The 22,357-nt window shown below is 41.7% G+C and carries 20 protein-coding genes; 12 read left to right on the top strand and 8 right to left on the bottom strand.

Translation table 11 applies throughout. The features are described 5' to 3' along the window. Window positions 1-11 precede the first annotated feature (11 nt). Window positions 12-704 carry a GDSL-type esterase/lipase family protein gene (locus GO816_RS14260; RefSeq protein WP_157542607.1) on the top strand — a complete coding sequence of 231 codons (693 nt, stop codon included), beginning with the start codon at window positions 12-14 and terminating at the stop codon, window positions 702-704. Between the two features lie 28 nt (window positions 705-732). Here the strand turns inward: GO816_RS14260 and GO816_RS14255 are convergent, their stop codons facing one another. Continuing rightward, window positions 733-1,503 (bottom strand): SDR family NAD(P)-dependent oxidoreductase, encoded by a 771-nt coding sequence (locus GO816_RS14255; protein WP_157542606.1) that lies wholly within the window; start codon window positions 1,501-1,503, stop codon window positions 733-735. An 83-nt stretch (window positions 1,504-1,586) separates the two neighbouring features. Next, entirely contained in the window at window positions 1,587-4,187 is a 2,601-nt protein-coding gene (locus GO816_RS14250) for an MGH1-like glycoside hydrolase domain-containing protein (RefSeq protein WP_157542605.1), read from the bottom strand. A 155-nt stretch (window positions 4,188-4,342) separates the two neighbouring features. Here GO816_RS14250 and GO816_RS14245 point away from each other — a divergent pair, with 155 nt between their 5' ends. Both GO816_RS14245 and GO816_RS14240 read left to right on the top strand, forming a co-directional pair. Beyond that, on the top strand, window positions 4,343-4,873 hold the full coding sequence (locus GO816_RS14245) for an RNA polymerase sigma factor (protein ID WP_157542604.1): 531 nt from the start codon (window positions 4,343-4,345) through the stop codon (window positions 4,871-4,873). Next, window positions 4,854-5,120 carry a hypothetical protein gene (locus GO816_RS14240; RefSeq protein ID WP_157542603.1) on the top strand — a complete coding sequence of 89 codons (267 nt, stop codon included), beginning with the start codon at window positions 4,854-4,856 and terminating at the stop codon, window positions 5,118-5,120. Before GO816_RS14245 ends, GO816_RS14240 begins: the two co-directional genes overlap by 20 nt. A gap of 139 nt (window positions 5,121-5,259) precedes the next feature. Here GO816_RS14240 and GO816_RS14235 read toward each other — a convergent pair whose 3' ends face one another. Both GO816_RS14235 and GO816_RS14230 read right to left on the bottom strand, forming a co-directional pair. Next, a complete protein-coding gene (locus GO816_RS14235; RefSeq protein WP_157542602.1) occupies window positions 5,260-6,030 on the bottom strand; it encodes a GLPGLI family protein in 771 nt (256 codons plus the stop codon). Between the two features lie 18 nt (window positions 6,031-6,048). After that, complete coding sequence (locus GO816_RS14230) at window positions 6,049-8,889, bottom strand: outer membrane beta-barrel family protein (RefSeq protein WP_157542601.1); 2,841 nt, start codon at window positions 8,887-8,889, stop codon at window positions 6,049-6,051. A gap of 214 nt (window positions 8,890-9,103) precedes the next feature. Between GO816_RS14230 and GO816_RS14225 the strand changes: the two genes are divergently transcribed. The 8 genes from GO816_RS14225 to GO816_RS14190 all read left to right on the top strand — a co-directional run bounded on the left by GO816_RS14225 (window position 9,104) and on the right by GO816_RS14190 (window position 15,853). Further along, complete coding sequence (locus tag GO816_RS14225) at window positions 9,104-10,048, top strand: helix-turn-helix transcriptional regulator (protein ID WP_317163638.1); 945 nt, start codon at window positions 9,104-9,106, stop codon at window positions 10,046-10,048. Window positions 10,049-10,113: 65 nt separating this feature from the next. Continuing rightward, window positions 10,114-10,437 (top strand): hypothetical protein, encoded by a 324-nt coding sequence (locus tag GO816_RS14220; RefSeq protein WP_157542599.1) that lies wholly within the window; start codon window positions 10,114-10,116, stop codon window positions 10,435-10,437. Between the two features lie 34 nt (window positions 10,438-10,471). Beyond that, a complete protein-coding gene (locus GO816_RS14215; RefSeq protein ID WP_157542598.1) occupies window positions 10,472-11,659 on the top strand; it encodes a class I SAM-dependent rRNA methyltransferase in 1,188 nt (395 codons plus the stop codon). A gap of 10 nt (window positions 11,660-11,669) precedes the next feature. Beyond that, a complete protein-coding gene (locus GO816_RS14210) occupies window positions 11,670-12,194 on the top strand; it encodes an AAA family ATPase (RefSeq protein ID WP_157542597.1) in 525 nt (174 codons plus the stop codon). A gap of 311 nt (window positions 12,195-12,505) precedes the next feature. Further along, window positions 12,506-13,063: an RNA polymerase sigma factor gene (locus GO816_RS14205; protein WP_157542596.1), complete on the top strand. Its 558-nt coding sequence runs from the start codon at window positions 12,506-12,508 to the stop codon at window positions 13,061-13,063. Further along, window positions 13,060-13,635, top strand: coding sequence for a hypothetical protein (locus GO816_RS14200; protein WP_198171522.1), 576 nt, complete (start codon window positions 13,060-13,062; stop codon window positions 13,633-13,635). The genes GO816_RS14205 and GO816_RS14200 overlap by 4 nt, the downstream gene beginning before the upstream one ends. Then, entirely contained in the window at window positions 13,604-14,974 is a 1,371-nt protein-coding gene (locus GO816_RS14195) for a DUF4097 family beta strand repeat-containing protein (protein ID WP_157542594.1), read from the top strand. The genes GO816_RS14200 and GO816_RS14195 overlap by 32 nt, the downstream gene beginning before the upstream one ends. 93 nt (window positions 14,975-15,067) lie before the next feature. After that, window positions 15,068-15,853: a TerC family protein gene (locus tag GO816_RS14190; RefSeq protein WP_157542593.1), complete on the top strand. Its 786-nt coding sequence runs from the start codon at window positions 15,068-15,070 to the stop codon at window positions 15,851-15,853. Window positions 15,854-15,911: 58 nt separating this feature from the next. On the opposite strand, the gene GO816_RS14185 is transcribed toward GO816_RS14190, so the two are convergent. The 4 genes from GO816_RS14185 to GO816_RS14170 all read right to left on the bottom strand — a co-directional run bounded on the left by GO816_RS14185 (window position 15,912) and on the right by GO816_RS14170 (window position 18,833). Further along, on the bottom strand, window positions 15,912-16,970 hold the full coding sequence (locus GO816_RS14185; RefSeq protein WP_157542592.1) for a PAS domain-containing sensor histidine kinase: 1,059 nt from the start codon (window positions 16,968-16,970) through the stop codon (window positions 15,912-15,914). Window positions 16,971-17,144: 174 nt separating this feature from the next. Then, window positions 17,145-17,903, bottom strand: a complete 759-nt coding sequence (nth, locus tag GO816_RS14180; RefSeq protein ID WP_157542591.1) for an endonuclease III — start codon at window positions 17,901-17,903, stop codon at window positions 17,145-17,147. A 45-nt stretch (window positions 17,904-17,948) separates the two neighbouring features. After that, on the bottom strand, window positions 17,949-18,149 hold the full coding sequence (locus GO816_RS14175; RefSeq protein WP_157542590.1) for a hypothetical protein: 201 nt from the start codon (window positions 18,147-18,149) through the stop codon (window positions 17,949-17,951). A gap of 99 nt (window positions 18,150-18,248) precedes the next feature. Further along, complete coding sequence (locus GO816_RS14170) at window positions 18,249-18,833, bottom strand: RNA polymerase sigma factor (protein WP_157542589.1); 585 nt, start codon at window positions 18,831-18,833, stop codon at window positions 18,249-18,251. Between the two features lie 548 nt (window positions 18,834-19,381). On the opposite strand from GO816_RS14170, the gene uvrA reads away from it, so the two are divergent. Continuing rightward, window positions 19,382-22,201: an excinuclease ABC subunit UvrA gene (uvrA, locus tag GO816_RS14165; protein ID WP_157542588.1), complete on the top strand. Its 2,820-nt coding sequence runs from the start codon at window positions 19,382-19,384 to the stop codon at window positions 22,199-22,201. Window positions 22,202-22,357 lie beyond the last annotated feature (156 nt).

Below are 22,357 nucleotides of genomic sequence, written 5' to 3'. Positions count from 1 at the left end.
TCACAATTAATATGAACTTAGTAAATAAATTACTTTTTGCTTGCTCGTTAGCTGTTGAGCGCATCAAACATAACTTGTTTCCGCAAAGGCGTATTCATTTGTTGGGTGACTCGTTAATGGCTCCTCAGCCCTGGTATAAATATCCAAGATCGGGTTGGGGGGAGCAACTTTACGCATTATTAAATACAGATAAGGTAAAGGTTTACAATAAGGCCCGAAATGGAGCCAGCGCACGTACGTTTTATGAAGATGGTTACTTTAAAAAGGCGCTTTCAAATTTTAAAAATGGTGATATTGCCGTTATTGGCTTTGCTCACAACGACAAGGGTGACGACGCTACAGCCACTACCACCTTTGAAAGTTATTTGTTAAAGTTTATTGAGCAGTTACAGCATAAAGGTGCCCGGGTTATACTGGGCACCCCCATAAATATTTACGGTGTAAATGATAGCCATGGAACTTTCCCGCAAGCAATAAGAAGGCTTGCAACTGACTATAACTTACAGCTTATTGACATGACTAATTATTCCAACCAATTAAGCGCTGAGCTTAATGATGAACAGCACCGGGAATTGTATCTTATCATTCCTACAAGCAAGTTCATTATGTTTCCAAACGGTATAACTGACCCTATTCACTTATCGCCTTACGGGGCAAGGGTGTTTGCTAAATATGCAGCTGATACAATAAATCCACTATTGTAGTAGCCACATCAAAACCCGGGAATCATTACTATTGCTCTTCGTAATGATAAGTTAAACCTCCATCAACAAAGTGTGTTGAGCCGGTGATGTATTTGGCATCGTCTGAACATAGGAAGGCAACCAGTGCGGCCACATCCTCAGGAGTGCCCATTTTTTTCATTGGAATGTTTTCTAACACGCTGTTCAGTTGCTCCTTGTTGTTAAGCAGTTTTTGATTAATTGGCGTAGCAATTGCCCCCGGAGCCACGTTATTAACCCTTATGTCTAAATGAGCCAGCTCAGTAGCTAAGTTGCGTGTAAGCATTTTTAAGCCGCCTTTACTGGCACAGTAAGCCGCAAAGTGCGGAAACACAATTTCCTCATGCACCGAACTCATATTCACTATAACACCTTCACGTTTTTCGTTCATACAGTACTTTACAAAGGCCTGTATCCCAAAAAATACGCCTTTTAAGTTGGTGTCCATCACAAAATCATATTCTTCTTCGGTAACGTTCCAAAAGTCATTGTTTTTTTCAACCCCTGCATTATTTACCAATATATCTAACTGTCCATAAACGGCTATGGCATCGTTTACCAATTGTACTACATTTGGAGCCTTGCTTACATCTGCTGCAATGAAATGGGCTTTGCGGCCCATATCTGTAATTTGTTTAATCAATGCCTCACCCCGTTCATCAAGTTTGCGGCCATTGAGAATTACATCTGCGCCATCAGCAGCCAAACGTATTGCACAGGCTGCACCAATGCCCTGGCTGCTGCCGGTTACTAAAGCTACTTTGTTTTCAAAACGAATCATAGTATAGTTTTAAGTTGTACGTATATACAAGGTAAAAAGCGTTCGGCGGTTTGCCATAAAATAAAGTTTTTATGCTTTGAGCACTATTTTAACAATGCTACCAGTCCTGTCCATCCGGTTTGATGGCTTGCACCTAAGCCCTTTCCATTATCACCGTGAAAATATTCATGGAATAAAATGTAATCTTTAAAATGTTCATCATGGTTTAACTTGGGATGACCGCCAAACACAGGCCGTTCACCTTTATCGTTTCGTAGAAAAATATTTTTCAGCCTGTTTCCTAGTCCTTGGGCAATTTCGGCCAGGGTAGCATAGTGTCCGGATCCTGCCGGGCATTCTACCTTAAAATCATCAGTGTAGTACTCATGAAAACGGTATAATGATTCAACCAGCAGGTAGTTAAGCGGCATCCACACGGGGCCACGCCAGTTGCTGTTGCCACCAAACATGTTACTGTCGCTTTCGGCCGGTGTATATTTAACCGAAAAGTCTTCGCCGCCAAGCCAGTACTGAAAAGGTTGTTCTTCATAAATTTTTGATACCGATCGTATGCCGTATGGCGATAAAAATTCATTCTCATCAAGCATACGTTTTAGCAGTAGTTTCATGCGATGGCCGCGTAGTAAAGAAAATAAGTGGGTTTGATTGCCCTGTATATCCTTCCACCGGCTAACTAAATTTACCAGGTCGGGCCGCTGCTTCATAAACCAGTCGAGCCGCTTTACCAAGTTAGGCAGGTTTTGCCACTTGGCTTCTTCAAATACCTCAACAGCAAACAACGGAATTAAACCCACCAGCGTACGTATGCGCAGACGGTCCCACGTGCAATCGGGCCGGCGCAGCAGGTCATAGTAAAAACCATCTTTATCATCCCACAAGCCTTGTGAGTCTTCGCCCATATCAGCCAATGAACCGGCTATGTATAAAAAGTGTTCGGCAAACTTAATGGCCATACTTTCGTAAGCGCTGTTATGCAGGGCCAGTTCCATAGCAATGCGCATCATGTTGAGTGAGTACATGGCCATCCAGCTGGTACCATCTGCCTGTTCTAAAAAGCCACCGCCCGGTACAGGTGCACTGCGGTTAAATACGCCTATGTTATCCAGACCCAGAAACCCACCCTCAAAAATGTTATTGCCTTCGCTATCCTTACGGTTTACCCACCAGGTAAAGTTCATGGTGAGCTTTTGAAAAACCTCTTCTAAAAACACGAGGTCGCCCGTACCTGTGGCTTTGCGTTCCATTTCAAATACCTCCCAGGTAGCTAATGCATGCACCGGCGGGTTTACATCGCCAAAGTCCCACTCATAAGCCGGTAACTGCCCATTGGGATGAATGTAATTGGCGCTCACCAGTAGCTTTAACTGGTTTTTGGCAAAACCGGCATCAAGCGGAGCCAGCGCAATGCAATGAAAAGCCAAATCCCAGGCTGCAAACCAAGGATATTCCCACTTATCGGGCATTGAAATAATATCCTCGGCCACAAAATGTTTCCAATGATTATTACGACCGGTACGCCTGCTGAGTGGTGGTGAGGGTTCACCGTCATCGCCATCTAACCAGCGTTTAAGGTTATAGCTGTAAAATTGCTTGCTCCATAGCATGCCTGCCCAGGCCTGGCGCTGTACCAGTTTGGCATCAGGGCTTGCGTTGCTGCTATGTAAAGGCGCATAAAACTCATTTGCGTCAGCAATTCGGGCTGTAAAAATATCATCAAATGTAGCAAACGGCTCACTTTGTTTTTGTTTGCAAAGCCTTAGTTTAACGGTAACGCTTTGTTTGGCCGGTACATTAAGTTTATACCAAAAGGCTGCTTTTGTGCCTACGCCATTCGGGTTAACAGCACTGGTATCGTTGTTAACTACGCGGTTGTTAATTCCATCTTTTACATAGCCCGTATTATCTGAATTATACAGACGCTTGTTATTAGTTTCATTTTCGGTAAACAGTACTTCGGCGTTGCCATCGGCATAGCAATGATAATCTTGGAGTTCAGGGCATCTTATCAAAAGCGTATTGTTTCCCTGCGATAATATTTCGGGCTTTTCCTCATGGGTAAGCCAATTGTTTCTGAACCATATTTGCGGAAGTATGTGCAATTCGGCATCAGCCAATCCGCGGTTATATATAGTATAGCGTATAAGTATATCATCCTCGGTTAGCTTGGCATACTCGGCAAATACGTCAAAATATTCATCATGATCAAAAATGCCGGTATCTATCAACTCAAACTCAGGCTCGTGCTTGCTGCGCTTGCAGTTTTCATCAACCAGCCTGCTGTACGGAAACGCCTGTTGCGGGTATTTGTACAGCATTTTGAGGTAGCTGTGCGTAGGCGTACTGTCAAGATAGTAATATAGTTCTTTAACATCTTCGCCATGATTGCCTTCGGCATTGGTTAGCCCAAAAAGGCGTTCTTTTAAAATGGCGTCTTTACCGTTCCAAAGGGCAAGGCTCATGCATAGCGTTTGGCAGTCATCACTTATGCCGGCAATGCCTTCTTCGCCCCAACGGTAAGCTTTACTACGCGCTGCGTCATGGCTTACGTAATTCCATGCGTTACCGTCGGTACTGTAATCTTCGCGTACGGTTCCCCATTGGCGCTCAGAAAGGTAAGGGCCCCATTTAAGCCAGTTAGTTGTGCCCGCATAATGGTTTTGCAGGCGGGTTTGTTCAGCATTCATAGGTATATGTTGAAACGATTAATGCAATATATACTTTTAAAATATCGGTGTTATTACAAAGTAGTTAAAATGAAACGTTTTACTGTTTGAAGATATTTATCCTAATTTTAGGTGATACCTTCAACAAATTGTACACCTGTTAAAAAAGTAAGCTAATGGATGTAAATAACGGCAAACAACAGGAGTGGCTTAAGAAGCTATACCTCACAGCCTTTCCGGCGGTGGCACGGTACGTTAGCAAGCAAGGCGGTAGCCTTGAAGAGGCAAAAGATATTTTTCAGGATGCGCTGGTAATTTACTACGAGAAAACGGTTGCTGGTAATGCCGTTGTTGCGCGCAACGAGAAGGCCTACCTGCTGGGTATTTCCAAATACTTGTGGTATCACCACAGCCGAAAACAGCAAAATATTATGAGCGATGATGTGCTTAATTATTTTGACGTGGCTGACGAGGAGCCGCTGATTCCATCGGCCAAACGTTTGCTGCGCTACCTTGAAGCCGCTGGGAAACGTTGTATGGACATGTTGCAGGCGTTTTATTATGATAAGCAAAACATGAAAGAAATTGCCGAACGCTTTGAACTAGCGGGCGAACGGTCGGCCACGGTGCAAAAGCACAAGTGTTTGGAGAAAGTACGCAATAAGGTTAAAGAAAAAGCACTGGTATATGAAGATTTCTGTGAGTGACACCCGGCAAATAGACTTGTATCTGCTCAAACAGCTAGCACCGCAAGATAAGCTGTTGATGGATGCCCGCTTTGTACTTAACCCCGAACTGCAGCAAACTTTGCAATGGCAGCAACAAGTGCATAATTTGATAAAACTTCGCGGGCGGAAGCAGCTAAAGGCGCAAATTGGGGCAGTTGAAAAGCAAGTGTTTGCCGACCCTAAGCATGTGGGTTTTAGGGAGCGGATTTACAGGTTGTTTAAATAACGCTCGTTTCGTTATCCTTTAAACAAAATGTCATCTCGAACTATAGTGAGAGATCTTTTTAGGGATTGATTAGATCCCCGCTTCGAAAAGATTCTCCTAAAGTCGAAATGACAAATTTGACCTGTATAATGATTTGTTATTAGAGCATAAAGGCTTTGTATTCATCCTTGGCGTATTGGCCCCAATCTTTCATGGCTTCGCCCAAAGTTGCTCTCAGCTGTTTGTTGTTTACCGCTTTGCCTTTAGCAGGCGCTGCCAGCTTTGCAGGGGGAATGGCCACATCAGTAACCTTGGTAGCAAACCAGGTAATGTTTTCGTGGGGTAGCGCAACTCCTAATATCATACCGGGTAAACCGCTAAAGTTTTCCGGACCGCCCGATACGGCAATCTGCTCGGTGTAAAAAGCAACAACGTAAATGGAATCCATGATCAATGCATTGGCACGGCGACAATTAAAGCCAGCAATTTCGCGCGTTTCATCAGTTATTTTCCAGTTAATGTTGCGTATACTGTCTTTAACTAAGAAGGTTTCCTCGTAAACTTTTTTCTGTATAATGCTTGTTGATGCATTAAGGTCTGATGCTGTGGTGTTGTTTTGTGCCACCATTACAGCTCCCCAAAAGTTTTGTGGGCCGTCATCAGGTTTAGGCGTATACAAAGTTTTATTATCACTAAAAGTAAGTGTGCTGGTAAGTTTTTTAAACTGCGGCTGGTTTTTGCGGAATGCATCATAGGCCGGTTGCATGTAGCTTTCGTTATCTTTATTAATACGCTTTTTCATGATAGCGTACATATTGATGGTCTTTTCGTACTCAATAGTGCCGTTTTCGGTAAAATGAGCGTTTTGAGCCATTGCGCTGCCGCCAACCAGCATCAGGGCAAATACTGTAATTATATTTTTAATATTCATAATTATAAATGATGAAGGTTATTGTTTAGGTGCACCACCGCCCATTTTGTTAAACTCATATATTAATGAAAACAGGAAGTAGCGTTTAATAGTAGTGTAGCTGTTTTGCGTAATATAGTTGCCCGATGCATTGCGGCTAAAGCCCTGATTTTGGTTAAATACGTCGTTCACATTCATCCTTACCTTTAAGTTTTGTTCTTTAAAGAATGATTTTGTAAGGTTAAGATTTAACAGGTAGCGGCTAAAATCCTCATTAAACGTTTGCGTTGCCGCGCGGTACTGGTATTCGCCTTCGGCACCTAGTTGCACTTTTAAAGGGAGGTACACATTGAGATAATGGAAACTGTTAAAGCCCCGGCCGTTATTGTTGGTGTTAGGGTTTAATGATGATACGCTGGTGTTGTAGCTTGGACCCAAGTTGGCGTAAAAGTCGAATTTCTTTTCAACATAGCGTGATAAATTTAGGCCAACCTGGTAAGTATTATTACGGGTACGGTTGGTTTGTTCAATACCGTTTTGAGTAACCTGGTTAAATGAGGTATTGCCGTTTGTTGATACGTTTACGCCTACGTTCATTCCGAATAAAAATTTCACTTTCATATCGGTTTGTGCATACAGGTTAAAGCTGGTAGGTGTTTCGCCGCTTAAGTTTGAGTACCGACGGGTGCTTATACCTGTGGCCCTATCAAAGTTAACGTTGCTAACAATAGGATTAGAGGTTAACGAGTACGAGCCGTTTATCCACACTGAACGGTTGCTTAATACTTTGTAAGAGTTATAACTTACCTGGAAACGGTTGGTAAATGATGGGGTTAAGTTAGGGTTACCAACAACCAAGTTAAGCGGATCGTTATTATTGCGTATGGGTTGTATTTGATCAATTGTAGGCTGGCGGGTGTTACCATTATAATTAAACCTGAAAGATTTTTGCTGTGAAAAACGGTACTGATAAGTAGCCTGCGGATTCCAGTTGGTAAAGTTGCGGTCAAACTGCTCGCCTGTATACATATTCTCCTGACCAAATTTTACAAAAGCCACTTTAGTACCAAAGTTAAAGGTGGTTTTGTCTTTTTTATAGTTGAAGATGGCGCCGGTTTGATTGGTTAGCTGGTCAAGCTGATAATGGTTACTTAACAAAGGATCAAGTAAGGTATACTCACCATTTGATGCACGATTAAGTGAACGGCGGTCGGCATCGCTGCTGCTTACACCAATACCGTAATTTGCCATCAGCGAAAAGTATTTTGAGAACGGCTCGGTATAGGTAATGTTACTGTTAAGCATGTTAGACTTAATGGTGTTTACCTTGCGCTGATCAGTAAGTTGTCCACCGGTTTGGACGCCGTTTTCATTATAAATGTCTATGTCTGAGAATAAAAAGCCGGTATTGTTGGTACGATCTAATGACTCACTGATATTTACAGAAAGCGTACGGCCTGCTTTTTTGAACTTTTTAGTGTATAAAGCACTAAAGTTAAATGTCTTTTGATCTCCGTCAACGTTAAGGCGGTTATCATTACGGTTTAGTAACGATCCGTTTTCACGTGTACTTGTTGATAGTGAATTAGTTTCAGTTTCGGTGTTTTTAAGGGTTCCGTCTAAAGTAAATTTAAGGTTTGATAAGCTGTCGATTTTTAACGTGTAAGCAGCATCAAGTTTTTGACGGAAAATGTAATTGTTGAACCGCGAATCAGAATTGGTTTTAACAAAACTTTGGTCTCCGTTGGCATCAACCGTGCCCGACGGAAGGTTGTTTTGCGTTTGTGTATTACGAGTACCAACTACGCCAAGCGAACCAATTTTGTAATTGCCATTAATGGTTTGCTTATCGCTGTTCCATTTGTTATCATAATGCAAACCGCCGGCGCACGCTTTAGGAATACCTTCTCCGCCGTATTGTCCGCCCCAGCCTTCAATTTCATCGCTGCTGTTAGAGAATATAGATATGCCGCCGTCATTAAACTCAACGTTGTTGTTAGAGGTGCCAAACTTATTAGCATCTTCCCATCCCAAACCGGTTTTACCGGTGTTGGCAATGGTGCCATATGCCGACATCTTTTCTTTACCGGCAAACTTGTTAACCGCCAACTGGCCCGAGTAAAAGTCTTTAGTGCCTATACCAGCATCAGCCTTGCCAAAATAGCCGTTCTTTTTATCTTCCTTAAGTTTAATGTTTATGGTTTTGGTCTTCTGTCCATCGTCAATACCCGTAAACGCAGCCTGATCGCTTGATTTATCGTATAACTGCACCTTGTCAACCATATCGGCACGCAGGTTTTTGGTAACCAGGGTAGGGTCATCGCCAAAAAACTCTTCGCCATCAACCAATACTTTTGGCACAGACTGTCCCTGGGCAGTAATTTTTCCGTCTTTGTCAACCTGTATGCCGGGTAGTTGTTTAAGCAGGTCTTCAACCTTAGCGCCAGGTTGCACCGTAAAGCTCGATGCATTGTACTCCGTCGTATCACCTTTAATTTTGATTGCCGCGCGGGTGCCCTTTACAATAACACCTTCAAGTAGTTTGGCTTTTAGTATCATGCTGATACGGCCAAAGTTGTGGGTGGTATGAGCCGAGTCGAGCGTAAACTCCTCAACATAATCGGCATATTTAGGATAGGTAGCCAGTAAAATGTATTTGCCTTTACCAAGCTTTTTGCTGATTAAAAAACTACCATCGGCGCCGGCACGAGTAAAGGCTCGCAGGGTAGAGTCTTTGGCGTTAAGTACCGAAATAGTGGCATTTGTAAGCTTTACGTTGGAAATGGTATCGGCGGTTGAGCCTTTTACCGAATAAACATTTTGAGCAAAACTCAGCTTACAAAACAATAATGCGAAGAGGACGGTCAGTGTGTATTTCATGAAATAAGGTTACGGCGATTAAGATATAACTAAAAAGTTAGTCACCAAAACCGATTCCATGTTTAAAACATTATTTAACATTTATTAACAAGAAAACAGGGGTGCTTTGAGGTATATCGCTTACTCAACGGAATAGACGCGACAAAATTGCGGATGTTACACTATTAGCAAAATTAAATTACTGCCAAGTGTAAAATGTTTAATTTTAAGCACTGTGAACCGCATTGACCGTATATCAGCCATTTTAATTCAACTCCAGTCGCGCAGGGTAGTAAAGGCTCAGTTTATTGCCGATAGGTTTGACATAAGTTTGCGTACCGTTTACCGTGACATACGCACCCTTGAAGAGGCCGGCGTGCCCATTATTGGTGAAGCCGGAACCGGCTACTCATTAGCTGATGGCTACCGCCTGCCACCAATAGCCTTTACCATTGAAGAAGCAACAGCTTTATTCACCGCCGAAAAGCTGGTTGAAACACTTACCGATGAGGTAAACAGTGGCAGTTACCAATCGGCCATGTTTAAGGTAAGGGCAGTATTAAAAAATGGCGAAAAGGATTACCTGGCCGGTATTGATAACCGCATAGAGGTGTTAAAAGGCCGGCGTGCACCACAAATGCATGAGGGTGTAAACCCTATGCAGCCCGTGCTTAAAGCCATTGCCGAAAAAAAAGTACTCAGCTTAAAATACTTTTCATATTACAGGCAGGTGCATACCGAACGCTGTGTTGAACCTGTTGGCGTATTTTATCTTGACCGGTACTGGCACCTTATAGGGTGGTGCCAAATGCAGCAAGACTATCGCGATTTCAGGTTTGACCGCATGCTTGATGTTCAACTAACCAATAATGATGTGTTAAAGCAGCACCCGGCACTTAAAACATACATTGATAATTATTACCACGAGCGGGATGTGCACAGGGTAGTTTTAAAGATTGATAAAAAAATGGCCCTTCACCTGGGCGATGAAAAACTTTACCATGGTTTGGTGGGTGAGGTTGATTTGGGTGACGAAATAGAGATGACATTTTTAACGGGCTTTTTAGAAGGCTTTGCACGCTGGTTCCTATTTTTTGCCGATTATGCAACCATTGTAGAGCCCGCAAGTTTGCGGACAATGGCTAAGGATTTAGTTGAAAAAGTTTTATTGAAACTCTAAAAGCCTGCTGACATAGGGCTGTCATAGCGCGGTGTTTAATTTGTATAAAACAAACACTTATTGCTATGGAAACGCTTCAACATGATCAGATTATTAACCGCATTAACCATCTTAACACGCAGAGCAAACCGCGTTATGGTAAAATTAGCCTTAGCCAAATGCTGGCTCATTGTATTGCTATATTGCAGGTAACCGCAGCACACCAGTTTTCGCCTGAATCATTTGCCGATCAGATATTGAAAGCCATTAGCAACAGTGCTTCTTCAAAAAAACCGTCGATTGATGACGAAAAGTTAAAGCTTGTTGATTGCATAAAACAGCATACAGATAATGCGGATGCCGGAATTTACAAACATATAGACAGGCACCTGCAGCAATTTAGTGTATAATGTGCTATTGCGGCCAAAACAGTATCTTTGCCCTATGTTTGAGGTTATCCTGAAAAAAGGTAAAGAAAAGGCGGTATTGCAACGTCACCCGTGGGTGTTTTCGGGTGCAATTGAGCGGGTTAAAGGTAAGCCTGCCAATGGTGATGTGGTTAAGCTGCTTGATATGCAAGGCAGGTTTATGGCTTATGGCTTTTATAATAACCAATCGCGCGTAGCACTGCGCCTGCTGGAGTGGGATGAGAACATTGCCATTGATGATGCATGGTTTCGCCAAAAGGTGGCTACCGCTGTTGATAGCCGCAATTATATATTAGCTAACGGCAACACCAACACCTGCCGTTTAATATTCAGTGAAGCTGATTACCTGCCCGGACTTATTGTTGATAAATACGCCGATTATCTATCGGTACAAATATTAACCTCGGGTATACAAAATAACAATGCCGTTATAATTGATGAGTTGCAACACCTTTTGCAACCTAAAGGAATATACGACAAAAGTGATTCCTCCTCACGCGCGCATGAGGGTTTGGAAACTGCAAATGAGGTTTTGGCCGGCAGCCCGCCACCGGAGTTGGTGGAGGTAATGGAAAACGGTATTACTTACGGCATTAATATAGCCGAAGGTCAAAAATCAGGTTTCTATTGTGATCAGCGTGATAACCGTATGTTACTGGCCAACCACACCGCCGGTAAAAAAGTGCTCGATTGCTTTTGTTATACCGGTGGTTTCACGCTTAACAGCCTGAAGCATGGTGCTGCGTCGGTAACCAGTGTTGATAGTTCGGCCCTTGCTATTGATACGCTTAAAAAAAATATTGCCTTAAACGACCTTGACCAGCAAAAGCACCGCGCCGTACAATCAGATGTTAACAAGCAACTGCGCCGCTTTAAAGAAGAAGGCGAAACGTTTGACGTCATTGTGCTCGATCCGCCAAAGTATGCGCCTTCGCGCTCGGCTTTAGACCGCGCTTCACGTGCGTATAAAGATTTAAACCGTATTGCTATGTTGCTGCTAAATAAAGGCGGCTTGCTGGCTACTTACTCATGTTCGGGTGCTATGGATATTGATACCTTTAAACAAGTATTGGCCTGGGCTGCACTTGATGCAGGTAAGCAGGTGCAATTTATATCCCAATTTTGCCAGCCCGAAGATCATCCGGTACGTTCATCTTTTCCTGAGGGAGAATATCTTAAAGGTTTATTGTGCCGCGTAATTTAACAAGCGTTTTATGACCGATGTTATCAAAATAGCCGTTGTGGGGCCTGAAAGTACTGGCAAAAGTGCCATGTCGGCCTATTTGGCAAAGCATTACCAAACGGTATGGGTGCCTGAATTTGCACGCGGCTATTGCGAAAATTTAACCGGCGATTGTACCTGGCAAGACGAGGTAAACATGTTTCATGGTCAGCTGGAGCTAGAGAAGGAGTATTTACCTAAAGCTAATAAGCTGCTTATTTGCGATACTACATTTATAACCATAAAAATATGGAGTGATGAAATGTTCGGTCAGGCACCGCAGGAGGTATTAGATATGCTGCCTGAACATACTTATGACTTTTATTTACTACTTAATATTGACCTGGCTTGGGAAGACGACCCCTTACGTAACTTCCCAACAATGCGCGAACATTTTATGCAGGTATGGCATAAGGAGCTTAAGGCTTTGAATGCCAATTATGTTGTGGTATCGGGTCAGGGTCAGGCCCGGTACGATGCTGCTGTTGAAGCAGTAGACGTTTTTTTAGGGAAATAGTCAATTATTTGGTCCGTCCTCAAAGGATAGGGTGGTCATTCAAATCTTACTTTATTATATTCAAGTTTGATGTTTTGCAGCTTGCGTTAGGGATGGTAGCGTAAAGCCCGGAACGCAGCATAGCGAAGTGAGGACTTGCAGCGGATAGCCCGGGCCGAAGGCAACGCCCTGAATCAGAGTTCTATTATCCCTTAAATTCTACATAATTTCGGTTCAAAACCTATTCTTAAAAATAATTAATAATTTTTCAGCACATGATGCAACGTGCTGAAAGTTACTGCGTCTATTAACTTGAAAGCTGAATCACAAACTTGGAAGCCTTATACATAGACAAACATTATCAACTGGTAGTTGAGTGCAAGCAGGGAAGTAAAAAAGCCTGCTATGAGCTGTATCGCCTGTATTCAAAGGCAATGCTTAACGTGGCATTCAGGATTGTGAATAATATGGATGAGGCTGAAGATGTGCTTCAAGAGTCGTTTTTGGATGCTTTTAACAAGGTGAAAGATTTTAGGCAGGAAACCACATTTGGCCTTTGGCTTAAGCAAATTGTGGTTAATCGTTCCATCAACCTTTTGCGCAAACGCAAACTCGAGTGGGTTGAAATGGAAAACGAACAGCTTGAAAACATTGCCGACGAAGAAACATGCGACGACGACGAGATGCTTTACAAAGTGGCACAGGTGAAAGAGGCCATGAAATTACTGCCCGAGGGCTACAGGGTTGTACTATCACTTTATTTACTGGAAGGGTATGACCACGAAGAAATCGGACAGGTTTTAAACATAACCGAAAACACCTCACGAACGCAGTTTTTGAGAGCCAAACGTAAGTTAAGCGAAGTGTTAAAAATAAAAGGAGTAGCATGATGAGTAAGAGATTAGAAGATTTTATAAAAAACAACCGCGAAGAATTTGACGATCTGGAACCAGGTAAGGATTTATGGGCGCGTATTGAAAGCCGTATGCCTGCGAGCGTTGTTGAAATGCCGGTAGCTAAACCTGAGGTGCGTACGTTTTCTTTAGGGTTTGTACTTAGGGTTGCTGCTTTAATTATAGTAGTAATGGGTATTGGTTTTACGCTTTACCTGCGCAGTACAAAGCCAGCAAACGGTGTTGACTTAGCTGCCATTAACCCCGAGTACGCCAAACAGCAGGCCCGGTACGTTTCACTTATTGAAGATAAACGCAGCGAGCTTAAAGAACTCACCAAAACAGATCCGCAATTATATCGCGAGTTTAGCAGCGAAATAAACAAGATGGAAGCATCTTACAAAAAACTTAAAACCGATTTGGCTACCAGCCCTAACCAGGAGCGTGTATTACGTGCAATGATTCGGAACTTGCAAATACAAGCCGAGGTGCTTAATCAGCAATTACAGGTGATTGAACAGTTTAAAGGAACCCCTAATGACCAAAAAAATGAAATCAAAAATATTTAACATTAAACTGCTTTTCATATGCAGTTTGCTTATAGCCGCGCAAGGTGGCTTTGCTCAAAAAAATAAAGATAATGCTGATAAGGAGTTTGATAAGCAGATGGGCAAACTGCAGGAGCAAATGCGCGATTTGCAAAAGCAAATGAGTAAAATTAAAGCTGAAAAGATAAAGCAAAAAACTGCTGAACTAGGCAAGCTTACCAAAGAGCTAAGTGCAGAGGCATTAGCGCGGTTAGACGACTCGAATTTTGCCAACCTGAGCGGATTGAGCCGCGTTTATACCGACTCTAAACTTTTGAATGCTACTGCGCCGCGTTTATTATTACACCCTGACGGTATTAAGATTGGGCAAACCTTTACCTACAACTGGACTACCGATGAAAAAAAGCTTGCCGAAATGGTTCAGAGCGGTGAGCTTAAGGAAAAAAGCAAAGCCTACAGCAAAAGCTATAGCGTAAACGGTAATGATAAGCTGCTGATTAATAACAGTTATGGCAAAGTAACAGTAAATACCTGGGCCAAAAATGAAATTAAGGTTGATGTGCAAATGAAGGCTTACGCCGATGACGACGAAGATGCACAGAAATTACTGGATAAAATTTCCATATCAGATAGTAAAGAAAGCTCGCTTGTATCATTCAAAACTAATATTGAACGTAGCGGTAGCAATGGTACTCATGGCTTTGTGATGGGTACGTGGTTAAGCGGCGGCAAAAAGCATGTAAGCAAAATGGAAGTTAACTACACCATTTACATGCCTGCAAAAAGCCAGCTTGATATAACCAACAAGTTTGGTAACGTTGTATTGCCTGATATGGTTGGAAAAGTAAATGTAAACTTAGCATACGGTGCGCTTATATCGCAGGATTTAAATGACCCGGCCATAAAGGTAAGCTTTGGCGATGCCCGAATTAATAATGTTACCAACGGCGACCTTCATGTAAGTTACGGCAACCTGAACTTGGGCATGGCGGATAACCTTAAAGCCAAAGTGAGTTTTGGAGGAATGAATGTTGATAAGCTAAAATCATCAGGGGTTATTACAGCGCGCTATGGCGATGGTATTAAAATTACCGAACTTGACCGTAACTGTAAAAACATAAATGTTGATGCACAATTTACCAAGGTTTATTTACCTACTAAAAATGATTATGATTTTGATGTAACCACTCATTTTGGTGAGTTTAATTATGATAATTCTACAGTAAAGGTAATTAGCCAAACACCCGATAACGGTCGTCATTTTATCACCACAAAAACCTTTAAGGGCCAGGTTAATAAAGGAAACTCTGATAAAGTAATTACCATAAAATCAAGCTATGCCACGGTAAAGCTCGATTAACCCCAAATAAATTAAGTTCAAAATTAAACCCTTGCCAAATACGGCAGGGGTTTTGCTATTTTAGCGCAGCAACAACACATTCTACCTTAAGCCATGGAACTATTAACCAGCGCCGAAGCATGGGTATCATTAGCTACCCTAACCCTGCTTGAAATTGTATTGGGTATTGATAACATCATATTTGTTTCGATACAAGCAGGAAAGCTACCCGAAGAACAGCAGGCAAAAGCGCGCCGTTTGGGCTTACTGGGAGCCATGTTAACGCGGGTATTGCTATTGCTTTCCATAAGCTGGATAATGAAGCTTACCAAGCCGTTTATTCACTTGGGTACTTTAATAAACGCTACCGACCCCGCCTGGATGGAAAGGCTTGACCTTTCGGGCCGTGATGTGATTTTGATGATTGGCGGTTTGTTTTTAATTTACAAAAGCATACATGAAATACATGAAAACATAGACAATAGCCAACAGGATGAAGAAGGCACCAAGGTTCATTCCTTTTGGGGAGCTATTGTACAAATCATGATTCTTGACATTGTGTTCTCGCTCGATTCGGTTATTACCGCTGTTGGCCTGGCCGATCATGTTGAAGTGATGATTGCAGCCGTGGTTATTTCGGTTGGTATAATGATGTGGGCAGCTACACCTATTGCCAACTTCGTAAACACGCATCCAACGGTAAAAATGCTGGCACTGTCTTTTTTGCTGCTTATAGGCGTTTCACTGCTGGCCGAATCATTTAACCAGGAAATACCTAAAGGTTATATATACTTCTCAATGGCATTTGCCATACTGGTTGAGCTGCTTAACCTTAAGGTAAAAGCAAAAAATGAAAAGAAGCGTACCACAAATAAATTTAAAGAACCACCTGTAGCATAGGTTGGAGATTACAACCGGCCGATGGATTAATTTTTTGAGCTTTACTTTAAGTATACACTTAATACTTTGGAAGTGTAAAGTAAATGTGGGTGCCTGAGTCTTCGTTGCTTTCAACCCATACCTTGCCCTTATGCCATTCAATAATGTTTTTTACTACAAACATTCCCAAGCCAATTGAGGGCTCACCTTGTAAGCCTTTACGGCCGGCATCAGTAAATTTATCAAATAGTATTGCTTGGTAATCTGCAGGTATACCAATTCCGTTGTCGGCAAGTACAAAGTTTACCTCATCATCCTTTTCCTCTATGTTAAGCGTAACGGAGCCATCTTCGGGTGTGAATTTTAAAGCGTTGGTCATCAGGTTATTCATTACCTGCATAAACTTTGGTTCATCAATATTTATAAAGATATTATCGGGCGTAGATGAGAAGCTAAAGCTGCGTTGGCTGTGGGCAAATGAGTTTTGATACTCCTCTAAATATTCACAAAGCGTTTTAGAAATATTAACTCGTTTTTTTGAAAGTACTACGTCTTTGGTTTCGGCAAATTCGCGTGCAGTTAGTTGCTTAACTAAGTCGGTAGCCTGCTTGTTTATTTTCAACATCGAGTCAATCAAGTTGACATGTACATCGTTGGTAAGTGTCGATTTGAGCGATGACCCAAGCATATTGATTGTGCCCAGCGGACCAATTAAGTCGTGCGCAAGAATATTAATAATTGCGTTTTTCTTGTTTGCATATTTTTCAAATACCTGCTGATTTTCAATTTCGTTAGTTACATCAACGGCGTTGCCAAACAGTAAACTTCCGGCCTGGTTGTTTTGCGATAATGATACATTTACCCGTAACCATTTTTGCTTGTTACTTACAGTAACTCTTAAATAAATTTCTGTATTTGAATCAACCTCTGTTAAATCTTTAAGGGCATTTAACGCATAAGGCAGATCATCGGGGTGAATAATGCGACTTAACAAATCGATATTTACTGAGTTTGCATCTGTGTCAAGTAACGTAAGCATAGCCTGGTTACTATATTCAAATTGAAGGGTAGTTAAATTAAATATAAAATTTGCCACAGCCGACTTTTCAGCCATTTCCTGGAAAAAGGTATTGCTCATGCTATAAAGTATCGGAAAAAAGAGTTGTTATGGTACAACTTTACTGTATAGCATAACTCACATGAGTTGTTAATGTTTCAATTTGGAGTAGAAGTACAATAGCAACAACGGCTTTACTTAAATCAATCCAGTTGTAGCAGAGATTATGGTGTAAGCTGGTTCTGTATTCTGATGTTAGTCTTTAGCAATTGCCTCATTTTCAATCGGAAGATTTTGAGGTTTCAGCTTTTTAATAGTTTTTGCTTTTGCAGATTTACTTTTGGCAACCTTTGCTGTTTTACTGAAAACCAGCGCCGCTTTGCCACTTTGATAGTATTTGCAAAAGTGTGTGATGGGGCAAATTTCGCACTTAGGTTTACGTGCCAGGCAAATATACCTTCCGTGTAAAATGAGCCAATGGTGAGCCATGGCTATAGTTTCGTTAGGTAAATAACCTATCAGTTGTTTTTCAACGGCTAAAGGAGTGCGGGCATTGGTGGTAAGCCCCAAGCGGTTACTTACTCTGAATACATGCGTGTCAACCGCCATTGCCGGCGCATCATATATAACTGATGCTATTACATTAGCTGTTTTGCGGCCCACACCGGGCAGTTTCTGCAATTCATCAAGGCCCGATGGCACTTGTGCGCCAAACTGCTCAACCAGCATTTTAGCCATGCCTGCCAAATGTTTGGCTTTGTTATTGGGGTAACTTACGCTGCGTATATAGGTAAAAATTTCATCGGCATTTGATGCGGCCAGGTCTTCAACAGTAGGGAAGCGGCTAAAGAGGGCAGGTGTCACCTGGTTTATACGCTTATCAGTACATTGCGCAGAAAGTATAACCGCTACAAGTAGTTCATAGGGGTTAGAGTAATGCAACTCAGTTTCTGCATCGGGCTGATGTTTTGAAAAGTACTCTACAAAAAGCTGATAGCGTTCCTTCTTTAGCATGTACAAATATAAAAAAAGCCCCGCTGTGCGGGGCTCTGTAGTTATTTAACGCAAGCTTTTTGAGTAATTCAGCAAATTATCAATTGTTTGCTTTTTAGGTTTCACCTGTAAGGTATCCAACTCTGTGCGCAGTGCATGATGAAATATTAATTCATCGGCATCAGCATATTCCGTTACATCAATTCCCTCCACCATATCGTTGCCTTTAGTGATTGCGTTTAAAAATTTTGTAGAAGTTTCATCCATAAGCTTTTATTTGTTTATTGCAATGTTTGTTTAACAAATAACGCCTAATCGTTAACGATTATTTTAATGGATGCAAATAATTTTCAAAAATTTTTGCGGCTAATTTTTAAGGCTCAGTTCTTTGGTTTGCATCATTTTGCGCAGGTTGTTAAGGGCATAACGCATGCGCCCTAACGCTGTATTAATGCTAACTTCAGTTACGTCGGCAATTTCTTTAAAGCTCATATCGCCAAAGTGGCGCATAATCAACACTTCTTTCTGCTCAGACGGTAAAAGGTGAATAAGCGATTTTAAATCTTTATGCGTTTGCTCGCGTACCATACGGTCTTCGGTACTCTCGTCATACTCGCCAAGTACTTCAAATATATCAAAGTCGTCGCCGCCACTTACTAAAGGCGTGCGTTTTTCGCGTCTGAAATGGTCAATAACAAGGTTATGCGCAATACGGCTTACCCAAGGTAAAAACTTACCCTCTTCGTTATACTTACCGGCTTTAAGCGTGTTTATTACTTTTATAAAGGTATCCTGAAAAATATCTTCGGCTAAATACTCGTCTTTTACCAGTAAATAAATGGAGGTGTAAATTTTTGATTGATAGCGGCGTATAAGTTCAACAAGGCCTCCCTCATTGCCCGCCACATACAGATGGATTAACTCCTGGTCACTTTTCAAATTAAAATCCATAGAACTTCTACTTTAAAATCAATAAATTTAAATTAACTACGTTTTAAGTAAAGTTCTAATCTATAGGGAGTCCTCTTCTTTAATTTGTTCTATCAAATAAAACAAATATTGTGTTAATATGCAAATATTTCTAGCCATATGTGTTATAACACGTTATAATGACATTGTAATTAACATACACAATAAAGGCATCACCTAAATAAAAAGAACTTCACCATTAGTTACTTCAGGGCTTATAATTGGTTGCACTTTTAAGTTGCCCGGAAATATGCTGGTAACTGTGATATTTGACTGAAAAAAGCGCTCGAAGTTTAATGTATTGCAGCTTATTTATAACAGGTGCTGCTTTAAAATATAAAACTATAAGCCTTTATTTCCTGTTTGTAATTTTACGCGTAAAGACCTTGACTTATTTGGTTTTTGCTAAACATTTTAGGATTTTTGCGCTTTGAAATTAGTTTGTAGTTTGTTGAAGATAAGCCATAGCTAATTTATTGATTTAAATAGTTTTACGCTAGAGACAGCACTGCTTACTATTATACAGCAACATGTTAGAAACTGAAAAAGACCCTCAACAACATATAATCATTAAAGGTGCCCGTGTTCATAATTTAAAAAACATGGACATTGCCATACCTAAAAACCAGCTGGTGGTGATTACAGGCATGTCAGGCTCGGGCAAGTCATCGCTGGCGTTTGATACGCTGTATGCCGAAGGACAGCGCAGGTATGTAGAAAGTCTATCATCATACGCGCGCCAGTTTTTAGGGCGTATGAACAAGCCCGATGTTGACTATATAAAAGGTATTGCCCCCGCTATTGCTATCGAGCAAAAGGTAATTACCAGTAACCCGCGCTCAACAGTGGGTACCAGTACCGAAATTTATGATTACCTGAAACTGTTGTTCTCGCGTATTGGTAAAACCATGTCGCCTATATCAGGCCAGCAGGTGAAAAAGGATACAGTTACCGATGTGGTTAATTTTTGCCAGGGCATGCCCAATGATACCCAAGTAACCATTCTTTGTCCGCTGCATCCGCATAATAACCGCAGTTTAAAAGAAGAACTGGCGGTATTGTTGCAAAAGGGCTTTGTAAGGGTAGAGTACAACGGTAAAGTATCGCGCATTGAAGGTTTACTGGAAGATGAATCAATTGCCAATGAGCCGTTAACTCCGGAAGATGAGTTACGTATTGTGGTTGACCGTGTAACCATCAACCAGGAAGAAGAAACGCTGAGCCGCATAGCCGACTCGGCCCAAACCGCATTTTTTGAAGGTAAAGGCGATTGTTATGTTCGTTACCAAAAGCCTGCGGACGATAACGAAGCAGAAAGCTTTTTTTGTGATCGCTTTGAACTTGACGGTATAAGGTTTGAAGAACCTACACCAAATTTTTTCAGCTTTAATAACCCATACGGTGCCTGCCGTAAATGTGAAGGCTATGGCAAGGTTATAGGTATTGATGAGGATATGGTTATTCCTGATAAAAGTAAATCAATTTATGATAATGCCATTGCCCCCTGGCGTGGCGAAAAAATGGGCGAATGGAACCAGCGGCTAATTAGCCAGGCCGATAAATTTAATTTTCCAATTCATCGCCCTTTCAGCCAGTTAAGCGATAAGGAAAAGAAAGTACTTTGGACCGGCAATAAATATTTCCAGGGTTTAAATGCTTTCTTCAAAGAGATAGAGGAACAAACCTACAAAATACAATACCGCGTTATATTATCACGTTACCGCGGAAAAACCACCTGCCCGGATTGTAAAGGAAGCCGCTTACGTCCTGACGCTACTTATGTTAAGGTGGGCGGGCAATCAATAACCGACATTGTGCTAATGCCGCTTGATAAGGCCCAGGAGTTTTTCAATAACCTGCAAATGGATGCGCATGATACCAAGATTGCCAAGCGTTTGCTAATGGAAATAACCAACCGTACCAGCTTTTTAAATGATGTAGGTTTGGGTTATTTAACACTTAACCGCTTGTCAAACACGCTTTCGGGCGGTGAATCGCAGCGTATTAATCTGGCAACATCATTAGGTAGTAGTTTGGTAGGTTCGGTTTACGTGCTTGATGAGCCAAGTATTGGTTTGCACCCGCGTGATACGCAACGACTGATTACCGTGCTTAAATCATTACGTGATGTAGGCAACACCGTTTTGGTGGTTGAGCACGAAGAAGAGATTATGCAGGCTGCCGATCATATTATTGACATTGGTCCTGAAGCAGGTACGCATGGTGGTCAGCTGATTTTTTCAGGTACTTATGATCAGATACTTACTGATGATAACAGCCTTACCGGCAAATACCTGAGCGGACGTGAGGAAATTGAAACGCCAGAGCATCGCCGTAAATGGAATGATTATGTGCTTATTAAAGGTGCACGCGAAAACAACCTGCAAAATATTGATGTAAAGTTTCCATTAGGTGTGCTTACCGTAGTAACAGGTGTATCCGGCTCTGGCAAAACAAGTTTGGTTAAACGCATTTTACATCCGGCATTACAAAAGGTGCTGGGTAATTACTCGGGTGAGCAAACCGGCGCTTATGATGGAATAGAAGGCGATTATAGTAAGATAGAAGCGGTGGAGATGGTTGATCAAAATCCCATAGGCCGTTCATCGCGTTCAAACCCGGTTACTTATGTAAAAGCCTGGGACGAGATACGAAACCTATATGCTGCACAGCCAGCTGCCAAAGCAGGCGGACTTAAACCATCAGCATTCTCCTTTAACGTAGAAGGCGGCCGTTGTGATGTTTGCCAGGGCGAGGGCGAGGTGAAGATAGAGATGCAGTTTATGGCAGATATATTCTTGCCTTGCGAGGCTTGTAATGGCAAGCGCTTTAAACAGCATATTCTTGACGTAACCTATCTTGAAAAGAACGTATCCGAAATTTTAGAAATGACCATTGACGAAGCCATTGAATTCTTTGTTAATGAGCCAAAAATATTGAACAAAATTAAGCCCTTGCAGGATGTTGGTTTGGGTTATGTACAGTTAGGCCAATCGTCAAACACCTTATCGGGTGGTGAGGCGCAGCGTATTAAACTGGCATCGTTCCTTATTAAAGGAAATAATGCCAGCAAGACCCTGTTTATATTTGATGAGCCCACTACCGGCCTGCACTTTGCCGATATTAAAAAGCTGCTTAAATCATTCAATGCACTGCTTGATCAAGGTAATACCATTATTGTGATAGAACACAACATGGACGTTATTAAATGTGCCGACTGGGTAGTTGATATTGGCCCAGGCGGAGGCAATAATGGCGGTACCCTGGTGTTTGAAGGTCTTCCTGAAGCTTTATTGAAAAGTAAAAAAAGCTTCACCGGCCAGTTCCTAAAAGAACGGTTGGGGAAATAGTATATTCTTATTCTTTATTGCATTGCCAGTACTAACGTGGCAATCTACTTTTTATGTAATGAGTAGGTTGCCACGTTTTTGTTAGTGAAATAGTAATGGTGCATTCATTGCGGTAAATGATTCAAACTTTTTAAAAATAGTACATATTTGGCATAA

The organism is Mucilaginibacter aquatilis, from assembly GCF_009755275.1.
GTDB lineage: Bacteria > Bacteroidota > Bacteroidia > Sphingobacteriales > Sphingobacteriaceae > Mucilaginibacter > Mucilaginibacter aquatilis.
This window is presented reverse-complemented; position numbering and strand designations above follow the sequence as displayed.

Excerpts from the sequence above, each read along its gene's own strand:
- GO816_RS14195 (WP_157542594.1), top strand. The coding sequence starts at position 13,604 with ATGACCAAAAAAATGAAATCAAAAATATTTAACATTAAACTGCTTTTC.
- GO816_RS14190 (WP_157542593.1), top strand. The coding sequence starts at position 15,068 with ATGGAACTATTAACCAGCGCCGAAGCATGGGTATCATTAGCTACCCTA.
- nth (WP_157542591.1), bottom strand. The coding sequence starts at position 17,903 with ATGCTAAAGAAGGAACGCTATCAGCTTTTTGTAGAGTACTTTTCAAAA.
- GO816_RS14185 (WP_157542592.1), bottom strand. The coding sequence starts at position 16,970 with ATGAGCAATACCTTTTTCCAGGAAATGGCTGAAAAGTCGGCTGTGGCA.
- GO816_RS14255 (WP_157542606.1), bottom strand. The coding sequence starts at position 1,503 with ATGATTCGTTTTGAAAACAAAGTAGCTTTAGTAACCGGCAGCAGCCAG.
- GO816_RS14215 (WP_157542598.1), top strand. The coding sequence starts at position 10,472 with ATGTTTGAGGTTATCCTGAAAAAAGGTAAAGAAAAGGCGGTATTGCAA.
- GO816_RS14235 (WP_157542602.1), bottom strand. The coding sequence starts at position 6,030 with ATGAATATTAAAAATATAATTACAGTATTTGCCCTGATGCTGGTTGGC.
- GO816_RS14260 (WP_157542607.1), top strand. The coding sequence starts at position 12 with ATGAACTTAGTAAATAAATTACTTTTTGCTTGCTCGTTAGCTGTTGAG.
- GO816_RS14170 (WP_157542589.1), bottom strand. The coding sequence starts at position 18,833 with ATGGATTTTAATTTGAAAAGTGACCAGGAGTTAATCCATCTGTATGTG.
- GO816_RS14240 (WP_157542603.1), top strand. The coding sequence starts at position 4,854 with ATGAAGATTTCTGTGAGTGACACCCGGCAAATAGACTTGTATCTGCTC.
- GO816_RS14210 (WP_157542597.1), top strand. The coding sequence starts at position 11,670 with ATGACCGATGTTATCAAAATAGCCGTTGTGGGGCCTGAAAGTACTGGC.
- GO816_RS14220 (WP_157542599.1), top strand. The coding sequence starts at position 10,114 with ATGGAAACGCTTCAACATGATCAGATTATTAACCGCATTAACCATCTT.
- GO816_RS14175 (WP_157542590.1), bottom strand. The coding sequence starts at position 18,149 with ATGGATGAAACTTCTACAAAATTTTTAAACGCAATCACTAAAGGCAAC.
- GO816_RS14245 (WP_157542604.1), top strand. The coding sequence starts at position 4,343 with ATGGATGTAAATAACGGCAAACAACAGGAGTGGCTTAAGAAGCTATAC.
- GO816_RS14200 (WP_198171522.1), top strand. The coding sequence starts at position 13,060 with ATGATGAGTAAGAGATTAGAAGATTTTATAAAAAACAACCGCGAAGAA.
- uvrA (WP_157542588.1), top strand. The coding sequence starts at position 19,382 with ATGTTAGAAACTGAAAAAGACCCTCAACAACATATAATCATTAAAGGT.
- GO816_RS14250 (WP_157542605.1), bottom strand. The coding sequence starts at position 4,187 with ATGAATGCTGAACAAACCCGCCTGCAAAACCATTATGCGGGCACAACT.
- GO816_RS14230 (WP_157542601.1), bottom strand. The coding sequence starts at position 8,889 with ATGAAATACACACTGACCGTCCTCTTCGCATTATTGTTTTGTAAGCTG.